Genomic DNA, 15,313 nt, shown 5'->3' on the forward strand with positions numbered 1-15,313 from the left:
GGCAGGTGTCGCGGCATGGTGCCGGTGGTTTGACGGCAGGTGTCGCGGCATGGTGCCGGTGGTTTGACGGCAGGTGTCGCGGCATGGTGCCGGTGGTTTGACGGCAGGTGTCGCGGCATGGTGCCGGTGGCCTGACCTCAGGCGCGCATACGGCCGCCGGACGCGGGCCCGGAGGCGTACACCGCCGCGGGGCAGCGCACTGCTCCCGCATACGGCCGCCGCCTGTCGCGATCAGCGACACCGGCGGCCGCCGGCTTTTCCGGGCCGGGGCGTACACGGCTTCCAGCCGGTCCCCGGCGCAATCGTTCAACGAATCGCGGGATGATCGCGCTGTGCCAGCTCCTGGGGGTATCTCCCACGGCCGCCAGGCCGCAGGGGGAGGGTGATGCGCGCGGCCGTGGCTCTGCGCGCGGCCGGGTGTGCGCACATCGCAGCACATCGCCGACGCGGCGCCGGCGAAAAATACCGCCCGTCCTCTTTCCAAAAGGAAAAAGGACGGGCGGCTTTTTTGTGCCCGTGTGACCTGACCAGGTCGTGGCCATACTTTCCGGATTCGACGTCAGGTGACAGAAAAAGGCCCCTACTTTGTCTCGGAATTGTGGTGCCTTCGTCACGTGACGAAGTTCGGAGGTCGGTTTTGACCCATCAAATCGGGGCAAGGAAACTCGACTTGGGGTTCGATTCTCGGAAATCCGTGACGGGGGGTCCGGAGTCGATGCACCGGAGCCGTAGTAACGATGGGGAATTCTCACGATGGAGGTCCTGGGTGACGAGTCATACAATCTCGGAAAGGCCGACCGGATTCGGAGAAGTGCTTCCTGAGGGTGAAACGCAGCGCTGGCGAAAGCTGCCGGCTCTCCAGCAGCCGGAATGGGAGGACGCAAAGGACGCGGCCCATGCGGTGCGCGAACTCTCCCGGCGACCACCGCTCGTCGCGATGGAGGAGATACGGACCCTCGGCTATCTGCTGGCAGAGGTGGCCGAGGGGCTGCTCCACGTGGTCCAGGCGGGCGACTGCGCCGAGGATCCGCTCGAATGCCAGCCCGAGCACGTCATACGCAAGACCGCGCTGCTGGACGCTCTCGCCGGCGTCATGTCGCTGAACTCGCTGCGTCCGGTCCTTCAGGTGGGCCGGATGGCGGGGCAGTTCGGCAAGCCGCGCTCCAGTTCCACCGAGGTCGTCGGCGGGGTCGAACTGCCGGTCTACCGCGGCCACCTGGTCAACAGTCCCGAGGCCGACCCGGAGCTGCGCAGGCCCGACCCGCGCCGGCTGCTGTCCGGGCACGATGCGGCGGCCACGGCGATGGACGCGCTGCGCTCGCGGTCCGTCCGTTCGCTCTCGCCGGTCGACGCACCGGTGTGGACGAGTCACGAGGCGCTGGTGCTGGACTACGAACTCCCCCAGCTGCGCCGGGACGAGGAGGGACGTCTCTTCCTCACCTCGACGCACTGGCCGTGGATCGGCGACCGGACCAGGCAGCTGGACGGCGCTCACGTCGACCTGCTGGCCACCGTCGCCAACCCGGTGGCCTGCAAGGTGGGCCCGACCATGGACCGCGACGGGCTGCTCGCCCTGTGCGAGCGGCTCGACCCGGACCGTACGCCCGGCCGGCTGACGCTCATCTCCCGGATGGGCGCAGACCGGGTCGCCGAGCGGCTGCCCGGCTTCGTCCGCGCGGTGCGGGAGGCCGGACACCCGGTCATCTGGATGTGCGACCCGATGCACGGCAACACCTTCAGTTCGCCTGACGGCTTCAAGACCCGCCTGGTCACCACGGTGGTCCGGGAGGTCGAGGAGTTCCAGAAGGCGGTCACGGAGGCCGGCGGCACGGCGGGCGGGCTGCACCTGGAGACCACGCCCGACGAGGTCTCCGAGTGTGTGCACGACGCCTCGCTGCTGGAGAGGGTCGGGGACAAGTACACGAGCCTGTGCGACCCGCGGCTCAATCCGGGACAGGCGCTGGAAGTCGCCTCCGCCTGGCACATGTAGGCGCCCGGCACAAAGGAACGGCGCGAAACGCAACAGGTGTCGGACACGACAACCGACACGCTTCTTGAGAAACCGCACGGGTACGGAATTCGTGCGGAAGGCACACCCCGTACGTCCGCAGCAGGAAATGGCGGAAAGCCGCCGGGATTTCGTGGTGCGGCACAACAGTCCACCGAATCCCGGCGGCCCTGGCCGCCGCAATCCCCGAGCTTTGGGACCACGATGAATGTCGACAAGACGGAAAAGAAGGTAGCCCTCGTCACCGGCGCCGCGGGCGGCATCGGCGAGGCAGTGGTGCGCGCTCTGGCGGCCGACGGCGCCGCGGTCGCCATGGTCGACCGGAATCTGGAGCCACTGGAGGAACTGGCCAAGGAACTGCGCGCGGTGGGGCAGGTGGCCGAGGCCTACCCCGCGGATGTCACGGACAGCGCGGAGGTCGAAGCCGTGGTGGACGCGGTCGAGCAGCAGCTCGGCGGCATCCAGTACCTGGTGAACGGCGCCGGCGTGCTCCGCCTCGGCAAGGCGAAGGCGCTCACGGACCAGGACTGGGCCACGACCTTCGCGGTCAACACCAGCGGCGTGTTCTTCATGTCCCGCGCGGTGGTCAACCGCATGGTCGACCGGGGCTCCGGAGCGATCGTCACGATCGCCTCCAACGCCGCCGGCACGGCACGCGTGGACATGTCCGCGTACTCGGCCTCCAAGGCCGCGTCCACCATGTTCACCAAGGTCCTCGGCCTCGAGGTCGCGCGGTACGGCATCCGCTGCAACGTGGTGGCGCCCGGCTCCACCGACACCCCGATGCTGACCTCCCTGTGGGACGACGGCAGCGCGGCACGCTCCTCGATCGACGGCGTGCCCGGCGCCTTCCGCGTCGGCATCCCGATGGGACGGCTGGCCGCGCCCTCGCACATCGCCGACGCCGTGCTGTTCCTCCTGTCCGACCGTGCCGCGCACATCACCATGCACGACCTCACGGTCGACGGCGGTGCGGCGCTCGGCCACTGACTGTCCGCCACCCACCAGCCGAGAGGAAGATCCCGGATGGCTCTGCCCACGATCAGCCCCTATCCGATGCCGGGTCAGGGGGACATGCCCGAGAACATCGCGAAGTGGACCGTGGACCCGCAACGCGCGGTCCTGCTGATCCACGACATGCAGAAGTATTTCCTGCGGCCGTTCCCGGCCGGGGAGTCACCGGTGACCGACCTGGTCCGCAACGCCACCGCTCTGCGGGAGCGCTGCGCGGAACTCGGCATACCGGTGACGTACACCGCCCAGCCGGGCGGCATGACCGACGAGGAGCGCGGCCTGCTCAAGGACTTCTGGGGCCCCGGCATGACGGTGGAGCCGGAGCACCGGAAGGTCGTCGACGGCCTCACCCCGGCCGAGGGTGACACCGTCTTCACCAAGTGGCGCTACAGCGCCTTCTTCCGCACCGAACTGCTCGACCTGTTGCGCAGTACGGGACGCGACCAGCTCATCGTCTGCGGGGTGTACGCGCACGTCGGCGTCCTCATGACGACCACGGACGCCTTCACCCACGACATCCAGCCCTTCCTCGTGGGCGACGCCATCGCGGACTTCAGCCACGAGTACCACCGGATGGCACTCGAGTACGCGGCGCAGCGCTGCGCCATGACCGTGACCACGAAGACCGTGCTGGACCAGCTGGCTCCGGCGCAGAGCCGAGGGACGCGATGACCGACGACACCATCCTGGATCTGGTCCTGGCGGCGGATCCGCCTCCGTTCGCCCTGCTGCACCGCCCCGAGGCGGGCGGTGCTGACCGGGTCGACGTGCTCATCGGCGAGCTGTCCACCCCGGCCGTGCTCGCGGACGTGCCTTCCAGCGGCGGCGTACGGATGGCCGGCACCGGGCGCGCCGAGCACGACGTGCTCGTGGTGGTGCCCTACCGCCAGATCACCGAGCGTGGTTACGCGGCGGCCGACGACGGCGCCCCGCTGATCACCCTGTCCGTGCGCGACCAGGACTCCCTGCCGCTGCTGGAGGTGCTGGACCGGCTGCCGGACCAGGCCATCTCGGTGTCGGAAGGCGCCTTCGACGTCGACGACGACAACTACGCACAGACCGTGCGGGAGATCCTCGCCGACGAGATCGGCAGCGGTGAGGGCGCCAACTTCGTCATCCGCAGGTCCTTCGTCGCCGATATCGGCAACTGGTCCCCGACGGCCGCGCTGACCTTCTTCCGCCGCCTGCTCGAGGGCGAGCGCGGTGCCTACTGGACCTTCGTCGTGCACACCGGCGACCGTACGTTCGTCGGCGCCAGCCCCGAGCGGCACGTGAGCCTGCACGGCGGCACCGCCGTGATGAATCCCATCAGCGGCACCTACCGCTACCCGGCCACCGGACCGACGCTGGAGGGCGTGACCGCCTTCCTCGCCGACCCGAAGGAGGCCGACGAGCTCTACATGGTGGTCGACGAAGAGCTCAAGATGATGGCCCGGATCTGCGACGGCGGCGGTCGCGTGGTGGGCCCCTACCTCAAGGAGATGGCCCGCCTCGCGCACACCGAGTACTTCATCGAGGGACGCAGCGGCCGCGACCCGCGGGAGATCCTGCGCGAGACCATGTTCGCCCCGACGGTCACCGGCAGCCCGCTGGAGAGCGCGGCGAAGGTGATCGCCAAGTACGAGCCCCAGGGCCGTGGTTACTACAGCGGGGTGCTGGCCCTCATCGGCCGGGACGCCCAGGGCGGACCGACCCTGGACTCGGCCATCATGATCAGAACCGCGGAGATCTCCACCGCCGGCCGGGTCACCATCGGCGTCGGCGCCACGCTGGTCAGGGACTCCAAGCCGGAGTCCGAGGTGGCCGAGACGCGCGCCAAGGCGTCCGGGCTGCTCGCCGCGCTCGGCGCGACGGAGACCGGGCTCGCCCGGCACCCGGACGTGCTGGCCGCGCTGGACCAGCGCAACCGGTCGATCTCGGCGTACTGGCTCCAGGAGCCGGGCGCCCGGGACCGCACGGTGCCCGCGCTCGCCGGCCGGAAGGTCCTCGTCGTCGACGCCGAGGACACCTTCACCGGCATGCTGGCGCACCAGCTGCGCTCGCTGGGCATGGAGGTGACGGTCCGGCGCTTCGACGAGGAGTACACCTTCGACGGACACGACCTGGTCGTGCTCGGGCCCGGCCCCGGCGACCCGCGCGATGTGGGCCACCCGAAGATCGCCCACCTGCACGGCGCGACCAGGGAACTGCTGGCGAAGGGCATGCCGTTCCTCTCGGTGTGCCTGAGCCATCAGGTGCTCAGCACGATCCTTGGCCTCGACCTGGTCCGCAGGGACCGGCCCAACCAGGGCGTGCAGCGGAAGATCGATCTGTTCGGCAGGCCGGAACAGGTGGGTTTCTACAACACCTTCGCCGCGCGCAGTGCCACCGAGACCGTGCGGCCCGAGATCATCGGGGCACCCGTCGGTGTGAGCCGGGACGCGGCGACCGGCGAAGTGCACGGACTGCGCGGACCGGGCTTCCGCTCGGTGCAGTTCCACCCCGAGTCGATCCTGACCGAGGACGGTGTGCGGATCATCGGTGATCTGCTCACCCCCCTGACGGCCGACTGATCCAGGGCAGTTCCTGCCCCGGTCGGCCCGCCGGTCCGGCACCATCCCCCGCCGCCGGACCGGCACGGACGGCGGGCCGCGGGCGCGGTGTTTCCTCCCCTGACACCTCGCCCGCGGCCGCTGCTCCACAGCCCGACACACAGCAGACCGGACAGCAGACCGGACAGCGGACCGGACAGCGGACCGGACAGCAGACCGAGAACAGACCGGACAACAGACCCGACACAGGCGGGTGTTCACCGCCGAGGAGGAACAGCCATGCATGCCGTAGTCGTCTGGTGGGAGCTCGCGGGCACCGGCCGCACCATCGCCGGGCTGCGCGAATTCCTCCGGGACGAGGCCGTGGACCGGTTCGCGGCCGTCCCCGGACTGGTGCTCAAGACCTGGATCTCCGACGAGGCCGGCCAGCGCTGGGGCGCGATCTTCCTGTGGGAGTCCGCCGAGGCTGCCGCCCAGCCGATCCCCACCCGCGCGGCCGAGATCATCGGGGCACCGCCCGGTCACCGCCACGCCTTCGAGGTGGAAGCCACCGTCCAGGGTCTGCACACCCTGGACTCGCTCGCCGGACACGGCCGTGCCCTCGCGTCCTGACCGCCGTCCGGCCGCCGTGCTCATCGGCGCGCCGGGTGCGGGGAAGACCACGGTGGGGCGGCTGCTCGCCGGCCTGCTCGGCGTCGGTTTCCGGGACACGGACGCCGATCTGGAGGCGGCGGCGGGCAGGGCGATCGCCGACATCCTGCACGGCACGGGCGAGGCGCACTTCCGGCTGCTGGAGCGGGCCGCGGTGCATCGTGCGCTGGCCACCCACGCGGGGGTCCTCGCGCTCGGCGGCGGGTCGGTTCTGGACTTCTCGGTGCAGCAGGCGCTGCGCTCGCACACGGTCGTCCATCTCGCCGTTCCGCTGGAGCAGTTGCTGGCCCGCATCGGCGACGCGTCGAGCCGTCCGCTGCTCGCCGACGACCCGGACGGACGGCTGCGCACGGTTCTCGGCGTACGTACCCCCATCTACCGCAGACTGGCCCGCCACACCGTGACGGTGGGGACCGGGGAGCGCCCCGAGGAGGTGGCCGGCCGGATCGCCGCGCTGCTCTCCGGGCGGTCCGCGGGGGCCTTCCCACGAGCGAAGGAGCCCGTGTGAGCACCGTATTCCCAGGTCTCGTGCCCGCCTCTCCCGAAGCGCTGGGCGGCCGGCATCCGCTGCGCGTCAGAGCGGGCGGTGAGCGGCCGTACGACGTCCTGATCGGCCAGAAGGCCGCCTCCGCGGTCGTCAGCCTTCTTCCGGAGCGGGCGAAGACGGTCGCCATCGTCCTCGACGAGTCCCTGAGCTGTCAGGTGCGGTCCATCCGCGCGGCGCTGGAGGCCGACGACCGCCGTGTCGCCGTGCTCCAGATCCCGCAGGGCGAGGCGGCCAAGCAGATCGGCGTCCTGGCCGGTGTCTGGTCCCGGTTCGCCGCGGCCGGGGTCACCGGCGCGGACGCCGTGGTCGCCTTCGGCGGCGGTGCGACGCTGGACCTCGCCGGTTTCGCCGCGGCGACCTGGCGGCGCGGTGTGCCGCTGGTCCTGGTGCCGACGACGCTGCTCGGCATGGTCGACGCGGCGGTCGGCGGTGCCGCCGGCATCAACGTGCCCGAAGGACGGGAGCTGGTGGGCGTGTGCCATCCGCCGGCCGGAGTGGTCTGCGATCCGGAGCTGCTCGCGACGGTCCCCGAGGGGGGTCATCTCGGCGGGCTCGCCGAGATGATCAAGGCGGGCTTCGTGGGCGACCCCGTGATCCTGGACCTGATCGCCGCCGATCCGGTGCGTGCCACCCGTCCGGCCGGCTGCGACGCCGCCGGACTGATCGAGCGCGCCGTACGGGTCAAGACCGCGGCCCTCGCCCGGCAGGACGAGGATGTGGCCTGGAGCCTCGCCTACGGGCACACCCTCGGCCGCGCGATCGAGCGCGTGGAGCACTACCGCGTACCGCCGGGGCACGCCCTGGCCGTGGGCATGGTCTTCGCCGCCGAACTGGCCCGGCTCGCGGACCGGTTGGACGACGAGTCCGTGGAACGCCACCGCGAGGTGCTCGCCGCCGTCGGACTGCCCACGTCGTACCCCCGCGAGGCGTGGGCCGGGCTGCGGAAGGTCCTGACGGCCGGCGCCGGGGACGACGCGGCGCCGCTGGTCGTGCTCGACGCCATCGGCAGGCCCGGTCTGCTGCACGACCCGGAGGGGGCGCTGCAGGACGAGGCGTACCGCCGGATCGGCTCGTGAGCGCCGTGCGCAGGCCGCCCGGCCGGCGTCCCCCGGACCGGCGTCCTCCGACGGCCGGCCGGGAGATTCACAGCATGCGCGGTACGGAAAGAAATGTGTGACGATTTTGTGGTGACCAGCAACTGACAGAAAACAGACTAACATCCTTGTTTTTAAGCCCCGAGAGGTCCGCTGCGTGATGACCCTCTCGGGGCTTTGAGCTGCCCATTGCCCCCTTCACCCGCCGGCCTGGCTGCATATGCCAGTGGCTGGCCCCTTTGACCTGACGAACTGTGACTGGCTTATTTCGAATAAAAACCGACTGCGTGGTTTGGTATGGTGGTCGAGTTGGCCAGGTCAGGCACTCCGCGGCGAGCCCGCACCGAGTCCGCTGACCAGGTCGCATCCAGGGAAGGGGGCCCTGTGGAAGGGACCAGGGACAGGGAAGGACGACCGGACATCGCCTGGGGCGATGTCGACGACAACTTCGTGACCGAGTTCTCCAAGCGCATGCTCACGTCACTGCCGCGCCGGGATCAGCGCGAGCGCGGCGAGTGGTACATCTCCGGACTGCTCTCGATCCCCGGGCGCAAGTCCATGCGGTCGATCGCCTCGGTCATCGGCGGGGGAGCTGCCGAGCAGCGGCTGCACCACTTCATCAGCAAGTCTTCGTGGGACTGGCTCGCGGTGCGCAGAGCACTGGCCGGCCACCTGGACCGGACGCTGCTGCCGCACGCCTGGGTGGTCCGGCCGATGTTCGTGGTCAAGACCGGTGAGCACACGGTGGGGGTCGAGGAGTCCTTCGTGCCGCAGCTCGGCCGGGTCGTCAACAGCCAGAAGTCCTACGGCGTCTGGCTGGCCAACGAGGAGCAGAGCGCACCCATCAACTGGCGGCTGATCCTCCCGGCGGACTGGCTCCAGGACAAGGAACGGCGCAGGCGCGCAGAGATACCCGACGGCGAGGGCGAGGCCGATCCCGGTGCCGTCGCGCTGCACGCCGTCCTGGAACCGCTGCGCGCCTGGGGACTGCGCTGCCGTCCGGTGGTGATGGACGCACGCGACCACGACGCGGCCGTGCTCGCACGGAACTTCGCGCGCAAGGGTGTCCCGTTCGTCCTGCGCATCGGCGGCACGACCCTGCTCGTGCCCAACGACACCCTTTCCACCGGGCACGCCGAACGACGGCTTCAGGCACAGCAGTTGATCGAGTGGGTGAAGAAGGCGTCCCGGCAGGTCGGCTGGGTCGATCCGAACAGCTCGATCAACCGCTCGGCGCTCGTGACCGGTACGCGGGTCAGCCTGCCCGCTCCGGGCGGCGGGCTGCCGCTGCAACTGGCGGGCGCCTGGTCGGGATGGGAGCGGCAGCCGGGGGAGCTGTGGCTGACCAACCTGACCGAGGCACCGCCCGCCGTGCTGCTGAGGCTCGGCAGGCTCACCGAACGGGTCGAGCACGACTTCGCCGAGATCAGCACCCGGGTCGGCGTACGGGACTTCGAGGGCCGCACGTTCGGCGGCTGGCACCGTCATGTCACGCTCAGCTCCGTGGCGCACGCCATCGTGACGCTCTCCGCCGCACGCCACCAGGAAGAGCGCAGTGCACGCAGCCTGATCCGCTCCGCCTGAGCGGCCGGGGCCGACGAGCCCCGGACCCGGCCCGCGGCGTTCCCCGCGCTGCGGCCCGGCGTGCCCGCCCCGTGTTCCTCCCGCACGCGCCTGCCCGCGGTGAGTCGCGGAGAGAGGTCTAGGCGGCCCTTCGGTCGAGCTCCGCGCCCACGGCGTGGCGCATGTCCTCCACCGGCACGTCCGAGCGACCGGTCATCAACTCGACCTGACGGACCGCCTGATGCAGCAGCATCGCGTGCCCGCCGACCGACCGTGCGCCGCCGAAGCGCGCGGCCCTCGCGAGCCGCGTCGGCCAGCCCGTGTACACGACGTCGAAGACGTCGGCGCCGCTGCGCGCGATCGCTCCGGCGTACGGATCGGCCGCGCCCGCCGGCAGAGTGGAGACGACCAGGCGTGCGCCGGCGAGGGCGTCGCCCAGCTCGTCGAACGTGTGGAAGCGCACGGCCACACCGAGCCGCGTGGCGGCCGCGCAGACCAGGGCACCGCGGCTGAGTTGCCGTACGACGACCGGGATCTCTCTCTGCCCGAGTTCCCGCAGCGCCGCCAGCGCCGAGCACGCGGTAGCGCCGCCGCCCAGGACCACGGCGTCCGGCCTTCCGTCGCCGCCCAGGCCCTCCTCGCGCAGCGTGGTGGTGATTCCGTGGACATCGGTGTTGTCGCCGTACCGCCTGCCGTCGCGCAGCACCACGGTGTTCGCGCCGCCGACGTCCAGCGCCAGCGGTGTCACCTCGTCGACGTGGGGCAGCACCGCGCGCTTCAGCGGCATGGTCAGGGACAGCCCCGCCCACGACTCGTCGAGCGAGTCCAGCAGTGCGGGCAGCCCCTTTTCGTCGCACTCGACGGAGGAGTACGACCACGCGAGGCCCAGGGCGGTATAGGCGGCGCGGTGCAGCACGGGGGAGAGGGAGTGCGCGACGGGCGAGCCCAGCACCGCCGCACGCATTCCGCTGCGTGGCCTGGACGAGGCGGGTTGGCGGGGGGAGAGGCGAGCGGTGCTCATGTCGGTGCTCCTTGTCGGATCGGCCGGGGCGGAAGGCGACGGCGGTACGGCCGTGGGGGCGGCCGGGGCATGGGCGATCACAAAGGGCAACGGCCGCAGGGGGACCACCCGGCGGTCGAGGTCCGGGGGCGGGTACGAGCACTCCCGGTGGGCGGGAACGACCGCACGGATTGCCGGCTTCCGTTATCTGACACAGGGTTACCCGTAGCGCTTGGTGTGTGCATGCATCGGCCGATACTTCGTCAGTTGCCTCCCCCTCGTGAGCGAGCGGATCTCACGGCGTGCGGCGCGGGGCCTTGCGCCGCGCCGCCGACCGCCCGCCCGGGCCGCGCCGGGTACGGGTCGCGAGGGACGTGTCGTGGTCCTCGCGCACCCGAACGGGCGTGACAGCTCGGCCTCCTGGGCGTCGGTCGGGCAGGAGCGGGCGGCGCCGGACCGGTGTGCCGTCCAGACACCGCCGGGCCGCACGCCCGGTGGGGCGGTTCCCCCGCCGCACGTGACGAAATCGCCGCGAATCGTTTGAGAGCTCAATGACCCGTGGGGGATGGTCAGGTGCGGTTCCGAACCGACCATGCATCGCATTTCCGACAAGGAGCGCACCACCGTGACCAACGTCGCAGTCATTTACTACTCGTCGACCGGTAACGTCCACAAGCTCGCCCTGGCCGCCGCCGAGTCGGCGGAGAAGGCGGGCGCCGAGGTCCGGCTGCGCCAGGTGGCGGAGCTGGCTCCGGAGGCCGCCATCGCCTCCAACGCGGCTTGGTCCGCGCACCGCGAGGCCACGAAGGACATCGCCGTGGCGTCCCTGGACGACCTGGTCTGGGCCGATGTCATCCTCTTCGGCACACCCACCCGCTACGGTCTGCCGGCCGCCCAGCTCAAGCAGTTCATCGACACCACGGGCGGCATCTGGGCCCAGGGCAAGCTGGTGAACAAGGTGGTCTCCTCGTTCACCTCGACCTCGCAGACCCACGGCGGTCAGGAGAGCACCATCCTGGCCCTCAACAACACCTTCTACCACTGGGGCGCGATCATCGTTCCGCCCGGCTTCGCCGACGGCGTGCAGTTCGACATCAAGAACGGCAACCCGTACGGCGCCAGCCACGTCGGCTACAACAACGAGGTTCCCGGCACCGAGAACCTGGCCGCCGCCGAGTTCCAGGCCCGTCGTGCCGTGGAGATCGGGACCGCGCTGAAGCGCGGGCTCGAGGCCGCGTCCTGATCCAAGGGCTCCTCCCCCTGTGCGCCGCGGGCGCGGGCGGACCCACGCGCCCCCGCGCCCCCGGATGCCGCAGGGGACCGGGCGTGGCGGGGATCGATCCCTCGTCCGACGGCCCAGGTCCGCCCCGTTCGTCGACACACCACAGGGAGCCAGTGCTGTGAAACGCGCGTTCTTCCACCTGCCGGTGGTGCTGACGGTCGCCCTCGCCGCGGCCCTCATGCCCGCAGCCGCGGGGTCGGCCTCCCCGTCCGGAGCCGACATCCGCGCCCGTACCACCTGGGACGACTTCCGAGGCGGATTCGACCACACCGGCGACGACGCCAAGTGGTCGCTGACGCCGCTGGGCCCCTTCCCCCACGGCGACGGCCTGACCTCCACCTCGCAGGCGGGGCTGCGCGTCGTGCCCACCGGCACCAATCGCGCGACCGGCGCTCCTGCCTTCGCCTACACCACGGGCAAGGAGTCCGACGGCGGCAATGGCGGCCTCGACCACATCAAGTGGCTCGCCCTCGCCAACCACCCGGCGAGCAGCGGCGTCCTGGGTTTCGACGCCACGCCCGGCACGGTGCTGACGTTCGACTCGACGCTCAGCGCGCGGACGTTCGGAACCGAGCAGCATCCGTTCGGCGACGCCGTGGCGAACCCGCGCGTCGACCTGCGGCTCGCGGCGGGCGCGATGACCACGATCGACCTGGAGTCGAACATGGTCTTCGACTTCTTCGTCACCAACGGCTGGATCTACGCCCTCTACGAGCGGCTGCCCACCCCCGGCGCCGACCACGCGGCCTTCTCCTACGCCCTCCCGGTCGAGCGGCGCCTCAGCGCCGACCAGGTCAACGACCTGGCCATCTCCTACGACCGGGCCGCGGGCACGGTGGTGTGGAAGGTGGACGGCCGCGAGGTCTACAAGGTCGACAGGATCGGCTTCCGGCCCAAGGACCGCACCCATCTCCTCATCGACCTCGGCGGGCGCGAGGAACTGATCGCGCCGCGCCAACTGGCGGCGGGGTTCGGGATGTTCACGCTCCTCGACGCAGACGCGCCCGGCCTGGACGGCACGGCTGCGCAGGCCGACGGCGCCCTGGTGAAGCTCACCGACACCACCTCGTACCACGACCCCGATGCCGGCGCGCCGGTGCCGCAGACCTTCGTCGACCCGGAGAGCCTGCCGGGCAACAGGCTCTGGGGACAGGGTGCGCGTCTTGACGTGCGCCAACTGAGCGTCACCGGCGCCCGGTTCTGACGCCCAAGCCCCCCGCGCAGGGCCCCGCTTTTCCATTCCCGGTCCGACCGGAAAGGAAAAGCGGGGCTTTTTCCATGTGCTCGGGCATATCCGGCCAACTGACGAAGTAACCGGCCACACATTGATCGAAGGCCATGGCGCAACGCAGAGTTGAGGGGACTCCAGAGGTTATTCGCATCGCTTACTTGCGAGCGGAATGAATTGCTCGCGGCCGTCCAGCGGTGTGAATCCACTGTCCCGTCCGCGGAGCATCGCCCCTTCAGCCCGCTACCAGGAGAATCCTGATGACAGCACGATTCACCGGCAAGGTCGCACTTGTCACCGGAGGTGGTTCCGGTACCGGCAGAGCGACCGCGCTGGCCTTCGCCAGGGAGGGCGCCACCGTGGTGGTCGCCGGGCGGGAACCCCGGGACCTGACGGACACCGTCACCCTGATCGAGAAGGAGGGCGGCGAGGCCGACGCCGTCATGGCCGACGTGACGCACGCACTGGACGTCATACGGCTCGTGAAATCAACGGTGGAACGCCACGGCGGGCTGCACATCGCGTTCAACAACGCCTGCTGGGTCCCCCACCCGCACATGATCGTGGAAACCTGCGAAGCCGTATGGGGTGAAGTCCTTTCCACCAATCTCACCGGTGTCTGGCTGTTGATGAAGCACGAGATCGCCCATATGCGGGAGCATGGCGGCGGTGTGATCGTCAATCATTCCACCAATGTCAGCGTCAACGGCCGCCGGCTCGGATTCGGGGCCTATGCGTCCACGAAAGCGGCGCTGTCCGCTCTCACCAAGGCCGCCGCGCAGGAGCACATCGGCGACGGCATCCGCATCAACTCGATCAGCCCCGGTGACGTGGAGGCCACCAACGGCCGCGCCGAATGGGAGGAGCACGTGAAGACGTCGGCCCCGGCCGGCCGGGTCGCGCGCACCGAGGAGATCGCCGACACCGTGACATGGCTCGCCGGCCCCGAATCCAAGTTCGTCGTCGGGCACGACCTGGTACTGGACGGCGGGGTGACCCTCTGATGTCCGGGACACGTGCCCGGACCGCCCGTATCCCAGGGTCCAAGTCCCTCACCAACCGGGCCCTGCTGCTGGCCGCCGCCGCCGACGGGACGAGCGAACTGACCGCTCCTCTCCTCAGCGACGACACGGTCGCCTTCCGTCAGGCGCTCATCGACCTCGGCGTCGGCGTCGAGGTGCGCGACGACCGCTGGACGGTGACGGGACTCGGCCGCGCGCCGCGGGCCGGAGCAGCTGTCTGGTGCGCCGACGCGGGCACAGCGGCACGCTTCCTGCCCGTCCTCGCCGCGGCGGGCGAGGGCGAGTTCCACTTCGACGGGTCGGATCAGCTCAGGGCCCGGCCGCTCGGCCCCCTCACCCGCGCCCTGGTCGAACTGGGCGCACGCGTGGAGACGGGCGACGGCGGCGGACTGCCGCTGCACATCACCGCTCGGGGGCTGGCGGGCGGCGAGCTGACGCTCGACTCCTCGGTCAGCAGCCAGTACCTCACCGGCCTGCTCCTGTCCGCGCCGCTGATGCGCGAGCCGCTGACCGTCGCGGCGCAGGGGCTGGTCAGCCGCCCGTACATCGACATGACGACGGCGCTGATGCGCCGGTTCGGCGCCCAGGTCGGCATCGACGCCGAGGGCCGGCTGCGGGTGGAGCGCGGGGGCTACACCGGCACCGGGCTGCGGATCGAACCGGACGCCTCCACCGCCTCGTACGTCTTCGCCGCCGCGGCGGTCACCGGCACCGCCGTCACCGTGCCCCACCTGGGCAAGGACAGCCTGCAGGGCGATCTGCGGTTCGCCGAGGTGCTGGCCCGTACCGGCGCCGAGGTCGAGATCGGCCCGGACGCCACGACGGTCACCGGCACCGGGCGGCTGTCCGGCGGCTTCGACGTCGACATGGGAGACATCTCCGACACCTTCATGACCCTGGCCGCCGTCGCTCCTCTGGCCGACGGTCCGATCACCGTCCACGGCATCCGCCACGCGCGGTTCAAGGAGTCCGACCGGATCACCGCGATCGCGGCGAACCTGCGCGCGGGCGGCATCAGGGTCGAGGAGGGCGAGGACCGGATCACCGTCCACCCCGGACGGATGGCGCCGACCGAGATCGCCTGCCACCGCGACCACCGCATCGCCATGGCCTTCTCCGTCCTCGGGCTCCGCACTCCCGGAATCACCCTCGACGACCCGGACTGCGTCGCCAAGACCTTCCCCGGCTTCCACGAGGAGCTCACAAGGCTCTTCGGCCCGCAGGCGAGCTTCCCCGCGCCGGCGCGCTGAGCCCGGCGCGGCACCCAAGGGGCGCACGGCACTGCACTGCACCCACGGCGCACACCCATGGCACGCACCGCACGGCATGCACGGCACAGCAGACGCCCAACGAGCAGCAGACACACGTAGCGA

General features: G+C 70.8%; 13 protein-coding genes. 12 read left to right on the plus strand and 1 reads right to left on the minus strand.

The genetic code is table 11. The features are described from left to right. The first annotated feature begins 766 nt into the window (after window positions 1-766). The 8 genes from ACH5AF_RS29750 to ACH5AF_RS29785 all read left to right on the plus strand — a co-directional run bounded on the left by ACH5AF_RS29750 (window position 767) and on the right by ACH5AF_RS29785 (window position 9,429). Window positions 767-1,990 (plus strand): 3-deoxy-7-phosphoheptulonate synthase, encoded by a 1,224-nt coding sequence (locus ACH5AF_RS29750; RefSeq protein ID WP_398905867.1) that lies wholly within the window; start codon window positions 767-769, stop codon window positions 1,988-1,990. Window positions 1,991-2,212: 222 nt separating this feature from the next. Then, on the plus strand, window positions 2,213-2,998 hold the full coding sequence (locus ACH5AF_RS29755) for a 2,3-dihydro-2,3-dihydroxybenzoate dehydrogenase (RefSeq protein ID WP_398905869.1): 786 nt from the start codon (window positions 2,213-2,215) through the stop codon (window positions 2,996-2,998). A 36-nt stretch (window positions 2,999-3,034) separates the two neighbouring features. Continuing rightward, entirely contained in the window at window positions 3,035-3,694 is a 660-nt protein-coding gene (locus ACH5AF_RS29760) for an isochorismatase family protein (protein WP_398905871.1), read from the plus strand. Continuing rightward, window positions 3,691-5,574 (plus strand): anthranilate synthase family protein, encoded by a 1,884-nt coding sequence (locus tag ACH5AF_RS29765; RefSeq protein WP_398905872.1) that lies wholly within the window; start codon window positions 3,691-3,693, stop codon window positions 5,572-5,574. The genes ACH5AF_RS29760 and ACH5AF_RS29765 overlap by 4 nt, the downstream gene beginning before the upstream one ends. Before the next feature lie 258 nt (window positions 5,575-5,832). Next, a complete protein-coding gene (locus ACH5AF_RS29770) occupies window positions 5,833-6,165 on the plus strand; it encodes a hypothetical protein (RefSeq protein WP_398905874.1) in 333 nt (110 codons plus the stop codon). Beyond that, entirely contained in the window at window positions 6,149-6,712 is a 564-nt protein-coding gene (locus ACH5AF_RS29775) for a shikimate kinase (protein ID WP_398905876.1), read from the plus strand. The genes ACH5AF_RS29770 and ACH5AF_RS29775 overlap by 17 nt, the downstream gene beginning before the upstream one ends. Further along, a complete protein-coding gene (locus ACH5AF_RS29780; RefSeq protein WP_398905878.1) occupies window positions 6,709-7,827 on the plus strand; it encodes a 3-dehydroquinate synthase family protein in 1,119 nt (372 codons plus the stop codon). Before ACH5AF_RS29775 ends, ACH5AF_RS29780 begins: the two co-directional genes overlap by 4 nt. A gap of 402 nt (window positions 7,828-8,229) precedes the next feature. After that, window positions 8,230-9,429 (plus strand): IS701 family transposase, encoded by a 1,200-nt coding sequence (locus ACH5AF_RS29785; protein ID WP_398905879.1) that lies wholly within the window; start codon window positions 8,230-8,232, stop codon window positions 9,427-9,429. A 118-nt stretch (window positions 9,430-9,547) separates the two neighbouring features. On the opposite strand, the gene ACH5AF_RS29790 is transcribed toward ACH5AF_RS29785, so the two are convergent. Continuing rightward, the gene (locus tag ACH5AF_RS29790; RefSeq protein WP_398905881.1) at window positions 9,548-10,429 is read right to left on the minus strand and encodes a shikimate dehydrogenase; all 882 of its coding nucleotides are present in this window, start codon (window positions 10,427-10,429) and stop codon (window positions 9,548-9,550) included. A gap of 604 nt (window positions 10,430-11,033) precedes the next feature. On the opposite strand from ACH5AF_RS29790, the gene wrbA reads away from it, so the two are divergent. The 4 genes from wrbA to aroA all read left to right on the plus strand — a co-directional run bounded on the left by wrbA (window position 11,034) and on the right by aroA (window position 15,190). Beyond that, complete coding sequence (wrbA, locus tag ACH5AF_RS29795) at window positions 11,034-11,651, plus strand: NAD(P)H:quinone oxidoreductase (RefSeq protein WP_398905883.1); 618 nt, start codon at window positions 11,034-11,036, stop codon at window positions 11,649-11,651. Between the two features lie 157 nt (window positions 11,652-11,808). Continuing rightward, entirely contained in the window at window positions 11,809-12,894 is a 1,086-nt protein-coding gene (locus tag ACH5AF_RS29800; RefSeq protein WP_398905885.1) for a DUF6081 family protein, read from the plus strand. Window positions 12,895-13,178: 284 nt separating this feature from the next. Next, window positions 13,179-13,922, plus strand: coding sequence for an SDR family NAD(P)-dependent oxidoreductase (locus ACH5AF_RS29805; RefSeq protein ID WP_398905886.1), 744 nt, complete (start codon window positions 13,179-13,181; stop codon window positions 13,920-13,922). Then, the gene (gene aroA / locus ACH5AF_RS29810; RefSeq protein WP_398905887.1) at window positions 13,922-15,190 is read left to right on the plus strand and encodes a 3-phosphoshikimate 1-carboxyvinyltransferase; all 1,269 of its coding nucleotides are present in this window, start codon (window positions 13,922-13,924) and stop codon (window positions 15,188-15,190) included. Before ACH5AF_RS29805 ends, aroA begins: the two co-directional genes overlap by 1 nt. The last annotated feature ends 123 nt before the right edge of the window (window positions 15,191-15,313 follow it).

It is taken from the genome of Streptomyces sp. NPDC018833 (assembly GCF_044390825.1).
Taxonomy (GTDB): Bacteria; Actinomycetota; Actinomycetes; order Streptomycetales; family Streptomycetaceae; genus Streptomyces.